Consider the following 15,519-nt stretch of genomic DNA (forward strand, 5'->3'; position numbering starts at 1 on the left):
AAAAAATGCAGGAGCTCTACTTGCTCCTGCATTTTATTCTCTATTCAATGGGGAATGTATATTGTTTTTCTCTTTGGAATTCTCCGTTATGGTAAGTTCGCTCGTGAAAAGTAACCTTATTTTCTTTGTCAATCAGTAAAACCGTTGATGACCTTGTTCCATATTCGGGGGACTTAATAAATAAAGAGGAAAGCATTCGTTCCAGCTCCAGTCCAACTCCAGTATCAGGTAGATCATTATCCGGTGCTTTCTCCGAATCGGAAATTATTTTAAATAATTCATTTACATCCAGGTTATTATTTTCTCTTATGTAATTATGCAGCATGTTTTTCCCTTTAATGACTTTTGGCCATGGTGTGTTCAACGTGTGATTACTTAAGCCATGGGTGCCCGGAGTAATGGTATGTAGCTCATCCAATATGTTATTGTAATGGAATAATTGTTCCTGATTACCAATGAGGACATTAAACCCGGCATATTGATCCTTATTTTTTTGCAGTGTATCCAGACATTCTTCCGGTGTTTGACCACCAGCTAAATAGGTACGTACAATCTCTCCACGTGATATTTTACCGGTTTCAGATAAATTAGGGTCACGATAATTCGTTAATGCTGCAAAACGACCTTGTTTGGTTACACCAAGCCATGTTCCCATTTGCAGTAAATCACGGCCAGCAAGAATGTTTGGGTCATCCTCCCAGTATGAAGCAGGAGCAGTTGGCCGCTTATAAAACTCATCCCGGTTTGCAGCCACAATCAGTTTATATGTTGGATGATCATGAAAATGGAAATTTATTAAACACATTCGTATCTTCTCCCCTTTTGTCATATTATACGAATTGGTAAGCCCGAATACAAAAATAATACCTCGTATGTCCGAAGAAAAGCATGTTGAAGGTTGGAACGGCATACAGGGATATGTCAGGAATTGCCAATCATCGACAAGAGCACGCCATGAAGCGTTAGGGTACATCCGAAAGTTCAGATAGTACATACAACATATATCAGTTTTCCTTCATTGTCCCTGAAAAAAATTCAATTTAAAAATAATTTTCCCTATTGACATATCCCCCTTTTCTATCCATAATAAATTACAATAATACTTTGAACGTTAACGAAGGAATAGTATGTGAACCTTGCAGTGTCAGAGAGTGGAATTTATTGAGCTGAGAGATTCCGCCACGGGCAACTCACAGAACCTGCCTTTATCAGTCCCATGCTAAAACATGGGCGTTTCTTCAGCGTTATTTGAAGGAAAGCGGGATGTGTAAACACACATCCAAAAATGGTGGTACCGCGGAAGCAGAAGCTCTTTCGTCCTTTAAATGAAGGATGACTGGGCTTTTTTTGTTAGGGAAATTTAAGCAAAAGTTTTCTTCATAAGTTTGATTGCTTTTTAATTCTGAAATGATGACATAATCATGATCGACAAATTATCTCCCGCTTGGAATTCGCACCATTTAGCGAAATTACTCTTTTTTTACTTATCTTTTATCTCAAAAAATTTTAAAATAGGAGTTAAGAATAATGGCAAAGGAACGCATTGTTGTTAAAATCGGAAGCAGTTCACTGACAAATGAAAAAGGGGAAATTGACCTGGTGAAATTGGAAGACCATGTCCATGCCATCGTTGCATTGAGACAGAAAAATCATGAAGTGATTCTTGTTTCATCCGGGGCAGTTGCTGCAGGTTTTAAAAAGCTTGGCTACTCCTCCAGACCCGTTACGATAAAAGGGAAGCAGGCAGCTGCAGCAGTAGGGCAAAGTCTGTTGATCCAAACGTACTTGGAAAAGTTCCATTCCTATGATATAACGGCTGCTTTGGTTTTGCTTACCCGTTCGGATTTTTCCAATCGGGAAAGGTATAAAAATGCATTTGCTACGTTAAGTGAGCTACTGGATCGGGGAATTTTACCAATTATAAATGAAAATGATACCGTTTCGGTGGATGAGTTAACGTTTGGAGACAATGATATGTTATCAGCATTAGTTAGTGGATTTGTCCATGCCGACCGATTAATTATTTTAACGGATATAAATGGAATTTATGATGGGAACCCTCGAACCAACCCGAATGCAAAGAAATTCGACTATTTGGAAACCATTGACGAGGAGATGTTCCAGGCAGCAGATTCCACCGGATCCAAAGTAGGAACAGGAGGAATGAAATCCAAACTGCTGGCAGCTAAAACCGCACTTTCGCTGGGAGTTCCAGTATTTATTGGCGAGGGAAAAGGAACAAAAAAACTGCTTGACGTGTTAGAGGGTCATGGAAATGGTACGTACATTGCAAATCAGGATTTAAGTTGGGTGAATACGAAAAAACAATGGATTGCCTTGCATTCTGAAGCCTCAGGGAAAATTTATGTGGACCAGGGAGCGGAGGAAGCAATTTTATATCATGGAAGAAGTTTACTTTCACCAGGAGTGTTTAAAGTGAATGGGATGTTTGAAAAAGGGGATGTAGTGGAGGTATTGAGCACCAGTGGTTTTCTTGGAAAGGGCCAGGTAAAATGCTCGTCCAGTGAACTGAGACAGCAAATTGAAAGGAGTGGGGTTGATTTTCGGCCACCAGCAATGGAAGTGATTCACCGGGATCAATGGGTGAAAGCGGAAAAAATAAGGGAGGAGATTGAATGAGCGAAGTTCAGTTTAAAGGAAAAAAGGCGCAGGAAGCAAGTTATGAAATGACAGGATTAACAACAGAGGATAAAAATGAGGCATTGAGCTTGATTGCAGATCAAATATTAGAAGACAGTTCAGTCATTTTGGAAGAAAATAAAAAAGATATGGAAGATGGGAGAGAGAAGGGACTTACTGATTCCATTTTGGATCGGATTTTTCTTAGCCCAGACCGCATACAAGCAATGGCAGAAGGAATCAGGCAAGTGATGGAATTGTCAGATCCAATTGGTGAAACACTGGAAACGATTGAAAAGGACAATGGATTAGTTATCCAAAAAAGAAGAGTACCAATTGGTGTGGTCGGCATGATATATGAAGCAAGGCCAAATGTAACGATTGATGCCGCAGCACTAACATTAAAAACAGGGAATGCCGTGATTTTAAGAGGAAGTTCTTCTGCAAAATATTCAAATATCGCACTGGTCAAATCGATTCATCTTGCACTGGAAAAAAGTTCTGTGCCAGTTGATGCGGTACAATTAATTAACGATACGAGCAGAGAAACGGCAAAGGAGCTTTTCCGTTTAAATGAGTATTTGGACGTCCTCATTCCAAGAGGCGGCAAAAATTTAATTGATGCGGTCGTTCGCGAATCAACGGTACCAGTTATTGAGACTGGTGCAGGTAATTGCCATGTTTTTATCGATGAAACAGCGAAACAGGATATGGCTGAGGAAATTGTTTTGAATGCCAAATTACAGCGCCCGTCTGTATGCAATGCAATTGAAACCATCTTAATTCATCCGGTTTGGTTTGAAAAATATGGGGTCACCCTGCTGGGAAAATTACATGAAAACAAAGTAGAGGTATATGCAGACGAAAAAGTATGTCATGCATTTTCCGAAGCAAAAGCTGCAACCGAAGAGGATTGGCATACGGAATATCTCGGGTTAGCTGTTAGTGTGAAGGTAATAGATAGTGTAGAGGATGCGGTAAAACATATTAACCAATACGGTACAAGACACTCTGAAGCCATTCTTACAGAAAATCATGCAAATGCGGCACTCTTTCAGCAGGCGGTTGATGCTGCTGCCGTTTATCACAATGCGTCCACGAGGTTTACAGATGGATTTGAATTTGCCTACGGTGCTGAAATTGGTATCAGTACTCAGAAGCTTCATGCAAGAGGCCCAATGGGTCTTCCGGCACTTACTTCAAGCAAGTTTTATATCAAGGGAAATGGCCAAGTAAGAAAATAAGAAACAAAAGCTATCACGGTTGTGATGGCTTTTTCTGTATTTGGAGTGGAAATCGGTAAATTGTATGAGGCCGCTGAATGGGGTACACTAAATGTAACAATTTTAAACGAGAGGTGATAATGTTGGAACAAATGATAAAATGGGATGGGGAATTTACATTTTCCGGGGTTACTCCATCTGGTCATGAAATGAAAATGGATGTAGCGGAAGAATTTGGTGGATCAAATACCGGTGCCAGACCAACAGAACTGCTGTTAAATGCTGTTGCAGGGTGTACCGGAATTGATATTATTTCGATTTTAAAAAAGATGCGATTGGAACCAGACTCATTTGAAATGGTTGTTAACGGACGGCGTGCAGATGACCATCCAAAACGTTTTACTACCGTTCATATTCACTATGCAATAAATGGAGATTTACCTGAAGATAAAGTCGTTCGAGCTATTCAGTTATCGATGGATAAATATTGTTCCGTATCCCATTCATTGAATGCAGAAATTCTTGCAAGCTATTCCCTTAACGGGGAAGATGAAATAAAATTATAAAGAAAGCATGGGGACGGTTCTTTTGCTTTTAGAAAACCTGGTGTTCGCCAAGCTTAGGCGAATGCCTTAGTTGGACTTATATAGATAAGAAAACTGTCAAAAAAGGCGAACGGTGTAACCCCGTTCGCCTTACCATTTATCCCTACTGTTCACCAAATACGTCTTTCCATTCCTCTCTTTTTGCAAGCATCTCGCGTGCGAGTTCCTGGGCGCCTTCCAAACTGTGGCTTGCTGCCCAGCCGCATTGCACTTCATTACACGCAGGAACTTCGTCTGCTTTTTGTACATCTTCTAACGTTTTCTCCACCGTATCGAGAATTTTATCATAATTATCATCGTTAAGTACGGTTAAGTAGAAACCAGTTTGGCATCCCATCGGACTTAAGTCGACGATTGTACTGTGGTGGTTACGGATTAACTCTGCCATTAAGTGTTCTAAAGAATGTAAAGCTGGCATTTCCATATGTGCTTTATTAGGTTGTTTAAACCGCAAGTCATATTTATGAATGACATCACCATTCGCACCTTCCGTTACACCAGCTAAACGAATATATGGTGCTTGTACTTTTGTATGATCAAGGTTAAAGCTTTCCACGTTCATTTTTTTAACCACTTATATCCAACTCCTAAACTATGAAATAATCATTCTATGTAAAATAGTAACATATTTAGTGGTTCCTGTAATGTAGGATTTTCGAGTCTAGAATGACTGGAAGGTTCGGATAGGAAGATTAAGGGCAGGTGTGTGGTTATAAGAAGGGAAGGTGGGCTCCATGATGAAGGTGAACAGTAAAGTGAAGGAGGTCCACTTATAAAAGATCGTTCACAAGAACCGTTTGAAAAGGAAGAGAAACAATTTCCTCATAACCCTTCATTCGCCTGAAATTATAATTTAAATTATAATAAATTCAAATATAATAAACATCAGGAGGCCATGAGATTGACAATACCTTTAAATAAAATAGTCTTAAGAAAGCTGAAAATGCGGTTAAAGGATCCATTCGTAACTAGTTTTGGCAAAACACAGGATAAGGAATTTTTTATTATCGAAGCTAAAGACCCTGATAGTAATGCTGGATATGGGGAATCGGTTGCTTTCACAGTTCCATGGTACACGGAGGAGACGGTAAAGACATCTAAGCATATCATAGAAGACTTTTTAATTCCTATATTAAAAAGTAGTATCATTCATCACCCTAATGAGGTTACCGAACTTTTTCGTCCAATTAAAAGAAACAACATGGCTAAAGCGGCGATAGAAGGGGCGATATGGGATTTATATGCGAAGAGAGAAAATATCCCCCTTGCTGAAGCACTTGGTGGAGAGAATGGATCCATCGATGCAGGAATTAGCATTGGTATAAAGCCATCCACCCAAGCCCTCATACATACAATAGAAAAGGCGCTGGAGGAAGGATATAAACGAATTAAATTGAAAATCAAGCCAGATGCAGATGTAGAAGTGTTAAAAGAGGTTCGAGCCCATTTTCCAGATACGCCTATTATGGCGGATGCTAACTCCGCATACACATTGGAAGACATAGACCACCTAAAAAAACTGGACGACTTCAACCTGATGATGATTGAACAGCCCTTGGCGCATGATGACATCGTCGATCACGCCAAGCTACAGGCACACCTTAACACGCCAATATGTCTGGATGAGAGTATTCATTCTGTTGAGGATGTCAGAAAAGCTTATGAGTTAGGGAGCTGCAAAATAATTAACGTGAAAATCGGCCGTGTCGGGGGACTGACAGAAGCAAAGCGCATCCACGATTTTTGCAGGGAACATGAAATGGAAGTATGGTGTGGCGGTATGCTGGAAGCGGGGGTAGGTCGAGCCCATAACATCGCACTTTCCACACTGCCACAGTTCGTGCTGCCTGGCGACACGTCCAGTTCATCCCGGTATTGGGAAAAGGATATCATCATGCCGGAAGTCGTTACAAAACATGGCGTCATCGAAGTTCCTGATAAACCAGGGATTGGCTATGATATCGATGAGGAAGCAATCGAATCATTTACGGAATGGGTAAAGGAGTTTCCGATGTAAAGAAAAGCGAACAGCCACAAATAGCTGTTCGCTAACTTTTTATCCCCAAATCTCTTTAGAAATATCAACAATGTATTTCAATTTCGCCCATTGCTCATCTTCCGTCAAAATGTTTCCGTGATGCGTGGAAGCGAATCCGCATTGTGGGCTGATGCATAACTGTTCTTTAGGCACATATTTTGTAGCTTCTTCTACACGTGCTAAAATGTTTTCTTTATTTTCCAGTTCCCCATGTTTTGATGTGAACACACCTAATACAACTTGCGGACCGCCATTTGGAATGTATTCCAATGGTTTAAAATCACCAGAACGGTCGTCATCATACTCCAGGAAGAACCCATTTACTTGTTCCTTAGCAAATAATGTTGGTGCGATTTTTGCATAGCTGCCTTCAAATGCCCAAGTTGAACGATAGTTTCCACGGCATAGGTGCGTAGTCACAACTAAATCTTTGGGTTTACCTTCCAGTACTCCATTGGCCACGCGAAGTGCCAAATCAATTAATTCTTCACGAGAGTAGCCACTATCATTAAATGGAATTTCCGGTGCATTAAGTCCTGCAATATACACGTCATCTAATTGTAAGTAGCGGCATCCTGCATCGTAAAATGCTTTAATGGCATCGCGATATGCTTGAATAATATCATTTGCATATTCCTCAATGTCAGGATAAATTTCTTTGTCGCGAATACCCGCATTAAAGAATTGGTTTGGACTTGGGATGGTTTGTTTTGCAACAGCACGGTCACCGACAATTTCTTTAAACTCAATAAAATCTTTTACATGTGGATGATCTGGGTTAAAGGAGATTTTTCCAACAGTGCGAACATCATATCTTTCTGTTTCCTCTCCAGCAAATTTATATCCCTGCTTTGGAACAAATCCTTCCACTCCATTTAAGTGTTCCATGAAATCCAAGTGCCACCATGTACGGCGGAATTCTCCATCTGTTACAGCTTGAAGGCCAATGTCAATTTGCTTGTCAACGATTCGCTTAATCTCTTTTGTTTCTACTTCACGTAATGTTTCGGCTGAAATGGTCCCTTCTTTAAATTCCTTTCTAGCCTTATGTAGATTCTCCGGGCGTAAAAAACTTCCAACATGATCTGCTCTAAATGGAGCTTTTACTAATGTTTTTGTCATTTAAAATCTCTCCCTATTTTTTTATTTGAACTAAAATTTATTGCCAAACTTCTTTAGCGACATCGACAATAAATTTTAATTTCTTCCACTGTTCTTCTTCAGTTAATGTATTTCCATGGTGAGTCGATGAAAAGCCACACTGCGGGCTTAAGCATAACTGCTCTAATGGGATAAAATTAGTTGCTTCTTTAATGCGTGCCTTGATTGCTTCTTTATCCTCTAATTCACCCGTTTTGGAAGTTACAACTCCTAAAACAACCTGCGCCCCATCATTTGGAATATGTTCTAATGGTTTGAAATACTGATCGCTCGTCATCGTATTCCAGGAAAAATCCATCCACTTTTTCCTTTGCGAAAAGGGTAGGAGCAATTTTGTCATAGCTGCCCTCGAATGCCCAGGTAGACCGATAGTTTCCACGGCAAAGGTGAGTAGTTACAATGAAATCGTCTGGTTTATCTTCCAGTACCCCATTTGTCACCCGCAATGCCAAATCAATCAACTGCTCCCTTGAATAAATGTTATCCAGAGACGGCCCTTCTGGAGAAGAAAGTCTTGCAAGATATACATCATCCAGTTGTAAGTAGCGGCAGCCTGCATCGTAAAAAGCTTTGAATACATCACGATAAGCTTGAATAATATCATTTGCATATTCTTCAATATCTGGGTAAATTTCCGGATTACGTATACCAGCAACAAATAGCTGGTTAGGACTTGGAATCGTTTGTTTAGCGATAGCACGATCACCAACGATTTCTTTCAGTTCCACAAAATCTTTGACAAAGGGGTGATTCGGGTTAAATGAAATTTTTCCTGTATTGCGAACACTATGTTTCTCTGTTTCTACCCCGGCAAAGGATTGACCCTGCTCTGGTTCGTATCCATCCACCCCGTTTAAGTTTTCCAGAAAATCATAATGCCACCACGTACGCCGGAATTCTCCATCAGTCACTGCTTTTATCCCTACTTCAATTTGCTTATCCACGATACGTTTTATTTCTTCCGTTTCCACTTCACGCAATGCTTCAGTAGATATTTTTCCATCTTTGAAATCTTGCCTTGCCTTTCGCAAATTTTCCGGACGAAGAAGGCTTCCTACATGGTCTGCTTTAAATGGTGCTTTAGGTAATGAATTGGACATATATCTCTCTCCTTTTCAATAGAATGAAGTTCATTATGGTAATATAGCAAAAGAACGGACATGGAATCCTGTTGCCTTTTCCGGCTTAGGACTCACCCTTAAATAAATAAAGCAAAAAACCCTCTTCCGTAAATAAGAAGAGGGTTAGATTATGTAATTAACTAGCTCTCTTCTTATCTTCTAGCATCTTGCTACTGGAATTGGCACAGTACTATTAAAAGTCCGCTGCCGAGGCTTCAAAGGGCCAGTCCCTCCACCTCTCTGGATAAGAAAAATTTCGAAATATTAAATTATAACCATTAATATACACCTCTTAAAAATGATTGTCAACACTGGAATTTTAAAAATTTAATTAAATCTTGCAATACACATATCTTGCATTTGAAAGCGGTAAAGTTAAAATTGTATTATAACAACGAAAAGCTGAAGCTGGACATAATTATAAAAAGAGGAGAAAGTACATGCTATCGCAAATAACCGATCACATACATAAATTAGTCGTAACATTTCCTATGGGCATGGGAGATGTAAATAGTTATTTAATAGAGGGGAAAAAGGGATATACCGTTATAGACACAGGAGCAAATCTAAAGGAAGCGATGGAAATCTGGCAGCGTTTTCTGGATTCAGGGATAACTCTAGAAAAAGTGGTCATCACCCATACACATGAAGATCATGTCGGACTGGCAAAATGGTTTCAGGAAACTATCGGTGTTCCTGTTATCATCCCTAAATTAGGGTTAACGGAAATGGAAAAACGAAGAAATTTGACAGTAGAGCAATTTAATCAACTTATAACTAAGTTTGGTGGTCCTGGTCTTCCTGAGCATTTTCGGGACGATACATCGATTTTTGATTTTATACCAGATGATACATTTGATAATCATCAGGAAATCCAGCTTGGTGACGATATGTATGAAACCATTTGGACGCCAGGTCATGCTTATGATCAATTTTGTTTTTATAACAAAGAGAAGAACATAATGATTGTTGGCGATCATATTTTAAAAGAAGTGTCACCAGTAATTGGATTATGGAACGGGGAGGAACAAAATCCGCTACGTGACTATTTGAAATCGCTTGAAATCATAAAGGAATACTCACCGGATATTGCATTGCCAGGGCACGGAGATTCTATCTATCATTTTCAGGACCGTGTAGTAGAACTGCAAGATCGACATGAACACCGGCTGGAACAAGCGTATGAGGCAGTAAAATACGAATACAAAACAGCGAAGCAGGTTACAGAGGAGATTTACGGTACATTAAATATTATTATTGAATTAAGTGCATTGATGGCTACGATAACAAGATTTCTTTATTTAGAAGATATCGGAAAAATAGAGCGAAAAGTAAGTGATGGAAAAGTTTTATTTCGTGCAAGCAACAGTTTATAACGTTGTTCATTGATACGCTTAAAGGAAATGGAGTTCGATTCTGAAATCATCACGTGATTAACTGGCTGTAAGATCTCCACTAATTGAGGATTCACTTTGTTTGCTTTATAATATTATTTATCGCTAAAACAACTTTTAGGGGAAATTTTATGAAGAATTCTGATGTTTTTCTAGCAACATTTAATCGTATTGAAAAAGAGTTAAAAACATTGCTCATACATAAAGACGTAGGGTTTTCCAGAGCAGTAAAAATTTTGCGAAACTCCAATTCGCTTGTAAAAAGATATAGTGACGACCTTTTGGAATTTGCTGAATTGCGAAATGCCATTGTACACAACAAAACGGATGCAGCCTATGCGATTGCAGAACCACATGATTCGATTGTTGATAATATCGTTAATATAGAAAAGGAACTGACAAAGCCAAGAATTGTTTATTCTGTTTTTGCGCGGAAAGTCTTCACTTTTCAAGAGAATGAAACAGTTGGATCACTCTTGAAAATTATCCGTGAAAAAGAGTTTACAAAGTTCCCCATTTATAGGGAGAAGGTATTTCAGGGATTAATCACTCAAAAAGGGATTACCAATTGGCTCGCCAACTCTATCGGTCAATTGAATGATGACCTTCTGGAAAGCCCATTATCTGATGTTTTGCGGTATGGAGATAAAGAAAATTATAAGTTCATATCGGGCAATAGTTCGATATATGAAGCGGTAGAAATTTTCAAAGAACAAATTGGCAACGGGAACCGCTTAGAAGCCATTTTGATTACCCAAAATGGTGATCCAACCGAGTCTCTCGTAGGAATCATCACCAATTGGGATATAATGCGGGTGAATACGTAAAGGGGGAACCGGCAATGAATTTTGTATCGATTGACTTCGAAACGGCAAATGAAAAACGCCACAGTCCATGTGCTATTGGTGTAGTGGTTGCGAATGAAAATGAGATAGTGGACGAGTTTTATAGTCTAATTAATCCAATGATGGAGTTTAGCTCCTTTCATACATATGTACATGGAATACATGATCAGGATGTAATAGATGCCCCGACATTTAGTGAGCTTTGGCCAAAGATGAGTGAATATTTAACAGAGCCTCTCGTGATTGCTCATAATGCCAGCTTTGATATGAGTGTCATTCGGAATACTTTGGATTATTTCAAGCTCCCATATCCAGAAATGGACTATCTCTGCACGGTCAAATTATCGCAAAAAACCTGGCCCGATTTGGAAAATCATAAGTTAAATACGTTAGCAGCCTATCATGGGTTTGAATTGGAACATCATCATGCTCTAGAGGATGCTCGGGTTGCAGCACAAATTTTAATGAAAGTCTTAAAGGAACATCAGACAGACTCAATTGAAACAGTATTGGAAGCTTGCAGCATGTCAAAGGGTCGAATTTTTGAACGCGGTTATATAGCACCAAAGGTAAAGAAAACGAGAAAAAAACAGAAGCTTTATCTTAAATAAAAAAGTACACATGAATGTTGTGTGCTTTTTTATTTAAGCTCTTTAGCGCCAGTTTTGTTGTCATAATTCTTCACCATTGAGCTAAAATGCGCTCAAGCATCCAAATTGCGCAATCACCAAGTCAAATCGAGCGCGCACCAATCCAAATCGCGCCAGCACCACCTTAAACGGAGCAAACACGCATCCCAACATTTAGCAATATCCGATTTTTCATATCCATGTGTTACATACTATTTCCAACTTTAACACAATTTAATGTTAAGCCAGGTGAAACGTTGGAGGTGTCGGGGTGGAATTATTAAAAGAAATGGCTGTCTTACTGGGACGAGTGGTTACGATTTTACCATTATTGCTGCTCATTACATTGTATATGGGAAGGAGGTCGATTGGCGAATTACCTATTTTCGATTTTCTCATTTTACTTGCTTTAGGTGCAGTAGTTGGTGCAGATATTGCGGATCCGACGATAGGTCATATCCATACAGCGGTTGCTATTATCTTAATTGGAGTACTGCAAAAAGTTGTAGCAAAGTGGAAAATTCGTAATCGAAAATTGGGAAATCTTATTACTTTTGAGCCTGTTGTGGTGATCAGTGATGGAAAATTTATCATTAAGAACCTGAAAAAAACGCACTTTTCCATTGATAATATATTAATGATGCTCAGACAGAAGGATGTATTTGATGTTAATATTGTAAAACTTGCAGTGCTTGAAGCGAATGGGGACTTATCCGTATTAAGGAAAGGGAGCAAATCGCCGGTTGTGTTGGAGGATTTGAATATACAGAATAAGCAGCCAGATTTTGCACTTCCAGTTATTGTAGAAGGAAAAATCTATGAAGAAGTACTCGCTGACCTGCAATTGGATGCCATCTGGATAGAAAAGGAATTACAAAAATTAAGTATTACCGATGTTAATAAAGTCTTCTATGCCGCAGTTGACAATAATAAAACATTACATGTGTCCCTGAAAACAGAAGCTGTTGATATTCCGAAAATTTATCACTAAAGCACAACAAAGGATTGTGCTTTTTATATTGCTAAATTCTTATATCTGAATTAAACTAATGGAAAGAAAATTCTATAAATGTTTAATTATAATTCCAGAGGAGTGATAAAATGACCGTTAATATGCATGGTGAGTTACATAAGAAACTGGAACGGGCAAGACGAAATACACTAGGTGACCTTTTAGAACGAACGAAGGACCGAAGTCCAAACAAAATTGCAATCGCTTACAAAAGTGTGCGGCTGACTTATAAACAACTCGATGACAAGGTAAATCAAACAGCACAAGCTTTTACATCTCACGGGATGAAAAAAGGTGATATGATTACAGTTATGTCAAAGAACAGTTTGGATTTTGTGATTACCAATTTTGCCTTAGCCCGTGTTGGTGCGGTAATGATTCCTGTAAATTATATGCTTACCATAGATGATGTAAAGTATATTTTAGAGCATGCTGGAGTAACAGGTTTGATCGCTTCCGAGGAATATGCATCTGTCCTGGACCAGGCTGCTGGTAAGCTGGATATAAATTTTCGTTACTTAATGGATACGGATGGGAGTAAACGGGAAGAACTTGTTTCATGGAAACCTTTATCATCAGTACGGAATGGGCAATCTACAGAACTTGTAGATGTAGACATTGCCGATGATGACTTGGCTCATGTGCTGTATACGAGTGGGACAGAATCCAGACCAAAAGGTGTCATGTTAACACATAAAAGTCTTATTAGCGAGTATGTAAGTACGATTGTCGATGCAAAAATCGAGACCAAAGATGTCGTCGTCCATGCATTGCCACTCTATCATAGTGCCCAGCTCCATGTATTTTTAGGTCCAAGCATTTATGTTGGTTCCAGTGGAATTATCCTTGGTTCAGCAACACCTGAGGCTATTTTAAAAACAATTGAAAATGAAAAAGTAACATCACTATTCTGCCCGCCTACCGTTTGGATTGGTTTGCTCCGTCATCCTGATTTTGATAAATGGGATTTGTCCTCCTTACGAAAAGGGTACTACGGTGCAGCCATTATGCCGCGGGAAGTAATCAAGGAATTAAGTGAACGTCTGCCAAATGTAGAGCTATGGAACTGTTATGGGCAAACAGAAGTAGCACCACTAGTAACCGTCCTACAGCCAGAAGATCAATTAGATAAGTTAGGCTCTGCTGGAATGCCCGTCTTAAACTGCCAAACAAAAATTGTAGATGAAAATGATCAGGAAGTTGACCGTGGTGAGATTGGAGAAATCGTTCATCGGACTCCGCACGCCATGAAGGGATATTTACATGATCCGGAAAAAACGGCGGAGGCTTTTCGAAATGGCTGGTTCCATAGCGGTGATTTAGGTGTTATGGATGAAGACGGGTATATCACCATTATTGATCGGAAAAAGGATATGATTAATACTGGTGGTGTCAATGTTTCGAGCCGGGAAGTGGAGGAAGCTATCTACCAAATGGACGGTGTTTCTGAAGTTGCAGTTATCGGTATACCTGATGCGTATTGGATTGAAGCGATAACTGCAATTATTGTTCCAAAAGACGGATATACATTTTCACATAATGATGTGATGGATTTTTGTAAACAGAAACTGTCAAAGTTTAAAGTTCCTAAATATGTTGAATTTACAACGAAATTACCAAAGAATCCAAGTGGGAAGGTCTTAAAACGTACATTAAGAGATGAATATGAAGACTTGACGAACAAATAGCTTGAAGGAGCGTTACCAATATAGGTATCGCTCTTTTTTTTTTCTTATTATAAAAGTCATATATACATACATTGATAAATTATAGAAAAACTAAAAATGGAGGTGTTTATATGACAGATAAAAAAGCCAGAAACAAGCGTGTCAATTCAAGCATTAATCCCCAAGGTTTAACAGAGGATGTGGCTGATCAGCGTCCAAAATCACAATTAGAACAGCGGGCAAAGAAGAAAAATACAAAGATTTGAACAAGAGGTGAAACGTCATCGACAATACACTAAAGTATTTACGCGAATCCTTAGCCAATTATAGTGAAAATGAAGTTTGTCAGCATATTCTTAAAAAAATAGAACAAAGTCATTATGAGAATGAAGAAGAATTTGTTGAGGATTTAGATGAAGAGGAAATGGCATACTTAGACAATGTTTTAGAAAATGAACTGAACTATGCAAAGAATGTCCAAAGTGATGAAAGAGTACAGCAGCTGACAGAAGTTTTTGAGTTATTATTCTAAAACATTGGTAGGAATTTACTATTGTCATACTGGGTGAGAAAGTGTAATATATAGGTACAAGCTACATTGTTCGTATTTAATTAAGTTTTAACCTCTAATTGGATAATAGGGAGTTTTACATCGGAATCCTAATGCCGTGCCGTCGTACTAGAGCGGAAGGCAGGAAGATTTCTGCGAACACCCACTTTGTGAAGTGGTGGTTTAAAACTTTTTATTATATAAATACGGCAATTGTGGCTGTACTACATAGGTAAATGTTAAGGCCAGTTTCCTTTTTGGAAGCTGGCTTTTTTGCACGTACGGATTTTAGCTAAGATGTTGGTTCGACTTAGCTAAAATTTTTACGTCCCAAGTATTAGAAAACAACAAAAATGTGATCGTCGTGCTGCAAGGCTATTCAGTGAAGCAGCACATCCCAACATAAAAGGATACTAGTTCTTTTCACAACCATTTTTATAACAACCTTTGCTAATTGAACAAAAAATTAGCGACGCATTCCCCTTTAAAATCATTGATTTAGTGTGCTTAATCTCTAAGGTCTTTCCTTCTCTTGTTCGATGTATTTTTTATAACATCATTGGTTGCTCCGCCAGTTCTTAAAATCATATAATTTCTGCTCCAAAAATATGGTTTCCAATCATACTTTTTTAAA

The 15,519-nt window shown here is 38.8% G+C and carries 14 protein-coding genes, 1 other RNA gene, 1 pseudogene and 1 riboswitch; of the genes and pseudogenes, 12 read left to right on the forward strand and 4 right to left on the reverse strand.

What is annotated here, in order from left to right; all coding sequences use genetic code 11:
- Positions 1 to 40: 40 nt before the first annotated feature.
- Positions 41 to 805: an NRDE family protein gene (locus tag GMJ66_RS02255; protein WP_156288726.1), complete on the reverse strand. Its 765-nt coding sequence runs from the start codon at positions 803 to 805 to the stop codon at positions 41 to 43.
- Positions 806 to 1,527: 722 nt separating this feature from the next.
- Here GMJ66_RS02255 and proB point away from each other — a divergent pair.
- The 3 genes from proB (at position 1,528) to GMJ66_RS02270 (ending at position 4,429) form a co-directional block, all read left to right on the forward strand.
- On the forward strand, positions 1,528 to 2,640 hold the full coding sequence (proB, locus tag GMJ66_RS02260; protein WP_156288727.1) for a glutamate 5-kinase: 1,113 nt from the start codon (positions 1,528 to 1,530) through the stop codon (positions 2,638 to 2,640).
- Positions 2,637 to 3,884: a glutamate-5-semialdehyde dehydrogenase gene (locus GMJ66_RS02265; protein ID WP_156288728.1), complete on the forward strand. Its 1,248-nt coding sequence runs from the start codon at positions 2,637 to 2,639 to the stop codon at positions 3,882 to 3,884. Before proB ends, GMJ66_RS02265 begins: the two co-directional genes overlap by 4 nt.
- 119 nt (positions 3,885 to 4,003) lie before the next feature.
- Positions 4,004 to 4,429, forward strand: coding sequence for an OsmC family protein (locus GMJ66_RS02270; RefSeq protein ID WP_156288729.1), 426 nt, complete (start codon positions 4,004 to 4,006; stop codon positions 4,427 to 4,429).
- 142 nt (positions 4,430 to 4,571) lie between these two features.
- Here GMJ66_RS02270 and GMJ66_RS02275 read toward each other — a convergent pair whose 3' ends face one another.
- Positions 4,572 to 5,030, reverse strand: coding sequence for an S-ribosylhomocysteine lyase (locus GMJ66_RS02275; RefSeq protein ID WP_156288989.1), 459 nt, complete (start codon positions 5,028 to 5,030; stop codon positions 4,572 to 4,574).
- Positions 5,031 to 5,375: 345 nt separating this feature from the next.
- Between GMJ66_RS02275 and menC the strand changes: the two genes are divergently transcribed.
- A complete protein-coding gene (gene menC / locus GMJ66_RS02280; RefSeq protein WP_156288990.1) occupies positions 5,376 to 6,485 on the forward strand; it encodes an o-succinylbenzoate synthase in 1,110 nt (369 codons plus the stop codon).
- 39 nt (positions 6,486 to 6,524) lie between these two features.
- On the opposite strand, the gene GMJ66_RS02285 is transcribed toward menC, so the two are convergent.
- Complete coding sequence (locus GMJ66_RS02285; protein ID WP_156288730.1) at positions 6,525 to 7,628, reverse strand: 5-methyltetrahydropteroyltriglutamate--homocysteine S-methyltransferase; 1,104 nt, start codon at positions 7,626 to 7,628, stop codon at positions 6,525 to 6,527.
- A 37-nt stretch (positions 7,629 to 7,665) separates the two neighbouring features.
- A pseudogene (locus tag GMJ66_RS02290) lies at positions 7,666 to 8,767 on the reverse strand (5-methyltetrahydropteroyltriglutamate--homocysteine S-methyltransferase).
- 170 nt (positions 8,768 to 8,937) lie between these two features.
- Positions 8,938 to 9,039, reverse strand: a riboswitch (SAM riboswitch).
- A 189-nt stretch (positions 9,040 to 9,228) separates the two neighbouring features.
- On the opposite strand from GMJ66_RS02290, the gene GMJ66_RS02295 reads away from it, so the two are divergent.
- From GMJ66_RS02295 to ssrS, 8 genes are all read left to right on the forward strand, one after another.
- Positions 9,229 to 10,164: an MBL fold metallo-hydrolase gene (locus tag GMJ66_RS02295; protein WP_156288731.1), complete on the forward strand. Its 936-nt coding sequence runs from the start codon at positions 9,229 to 9,231 to the stop codon at positions 10,162 to 10,164.
- 149 nt (positions 10,165 to 10,313) lie between these two features.
- A complete protein-coding gene (locus GMJ66_RS02300; protein WP_156288732.1) occupies positions 10,314 to 11,009 on the forward strand; it encodes a CBS domain-containing protein in 696 nt (231 codons plus the stop codon).
- A 14-nt stretch (positions 11,010 to 11,023) separates the two neighbouring features.
- Positions 11,024 to 11,638 (forward strand): 3'-5' exonuclease, encoded by a 615-nt coding sequence (locus tag GMJ66_RS02305; protein WP_156288733.1) that lies wholly within the window; start codon positions 11,024 to 11,026, stop codon positions 11,636 to 11,638.
- A 289-nt stretch (positions 11,639 to 11,927) separates the two neighbouring features.
- Entirely contained in the window at positions 11,928 to 12,647 is a 720-nt protein-coding gene (locus GMJ66_RS02310) for a DUF421 domain-containing protein (RefSeq protein ID WP_231514788.1), read from the forward strand.
- A gap of 110 nt (positions 12,648 to 12,757) precedes the next feature.
- Positions 12,758 to 14,356 carry a fatty acyl-CoA synthetase gene (locus tag GMJ66_RS02315; protein ID WP_156288734.1) on the forward strand — a complete coding sequence of 533 codons (1,599 nt, stop codon included), beginning with the start codon at positions 12,758 to 12,760 and terminating at the stop codon, positions 14,354 to 14,356.
- A gap of 110 nt (positions 14,357 to 14,466) precedes the next feature.
- Positions 14,467 to 14,601: a small, acid-soluble spore protein L gene (sspL, locus tag GMJ66_RS02320; RefSeq protein ID WP_156288735.1), complete on the forward strand. Its 135-nt coding sequence runs from the start codon at positions 14,467 to 14,469 to the stop codon at positions 14,599 to 14,601.
- A gap of 17 nt (positions 14,602 to 14,618) precedes the next feature.
- Entirely contained in the window at positions 14,619 to 14,867 is a 249-nt protein-coding gene (locus GMJ66_RS02325) for a sporulation protein (RefSeq protein WP_156288736.1), read from the forward strand.
- Between the two features lie 55 nt (positions 14,868 to 14,922).
- Positions 14,923 to 15,111: non-coding RNA, 6S RNA (gene ssrS, locus GMJ66_RS02330), on the forward strand.
- Positions 15,112 to 15,519: the final 408 nt, after the last annotated feature.

The organism is Oceanobacillus salinisoli, from assembly GCF_009733865.1.
GTDB lineage: Bacteria > Bacillota > Bacilli > Bacillales > Amphibacillaceae > Oceanobacillus > Oceanobacillus salinisoli.